The 950-nt window shown below is 59.6% G+C and carries 1 pseudogene; it reads right to left on the reverse strand.

From position 1 onward, the window contains the following. Positions 1-906 (reverse strand): annotated as a pseudogene (locus A3736_RS05430) (hypothetical protein); the annotation flags it as partial. Between the last annotated feature and the right edge of the window lie 44 nt (positions 907-950).

Here is a 950-nt window from a genome sequence, read left to right on the forward strand (position 1 = left end):
CAAGGCCAACTCGCCAACGTCTTTTTTAAGAAGACGCATGGTGAAACGACCCCGGCTTTGCTCGGTCGTCTCGACAACTTGCCGCGCCTCCAGCTCTCTGTAATCCTCGCCGATCGCGCGGATGCCGCCAGCCCCAGCGGCGAGCTCGTCACCGCGAACGAGGGTGCGGATCAATGCTTCGGGCATCGTAATCCGACCTCGCACGGAGTTGCTGCGCGTCTGACCATAGGTCAACGAAGCGATAAGCGCTTTCGCGTCATCAATGGGGTCCTCTTCGAACGGGCGTCCGTATTTCTGGAAGTCGTTCGGCGACGCGATGTAGCCAACAGACTCGGTACTGTTGCTAACCTCCATTCGGTCGAACAGGCCAACACTGACCAGCCGCTTGTAAAGGTCCGACCCAAGCATCCTCTCGACCTCGGCTTCGTACATCGCGCCGCTGCGTGACAGCTTGTCCTGCACCTCGGTGAGCAGGGTGCGCTCGTCCGCCTTTAGATGTTCCAGCACGCGGTGGGCCTTTTCCGCGTACTTGCCGTCGCGGAAGGTGTGCGAGTTGAACAAGATGCCGTTGCTGCGTTCGCCTTCCTCGTCAATGAGCGCCGTCTTCTTCGACAGATCCACAAGCGTGGTCGCGTCGGCCTTCACTAGCTTATGCGTGTCGGAGATGTACTCCTCGGCTTCGGCGCGCTTCATAGGTTTACCAGACACGCGTTCGGACAGGTCGATGATTGCCTGCTCGTCTGAGCTGGGACGCTGATCGTCAAAAATCTCGACTGTCGCCTCTAGCACCGCCTGTGTCGTGGCGCCCAGCACCGCAACGGACCCGTCGCCTGCAACGTCGACGCGGCCCGCATCCCTCAGAATCTGCAGCCCATCACGTCGTGCCGACTTGTCGATGCCGTTCAACTGACACGCGTTTTCTACAATCTGCCTCGAGATTGTGAATGTGC

The organism is Erythrobacter sp. HI0063, from assembly GCF_001635685.1.
Classification (GTDB): domain Bacteria; phylum Pseudomonadota; class Alphaproteobacteria; order Sphingomonadales; family Sphingomonadaceae; genus Qipengyuania.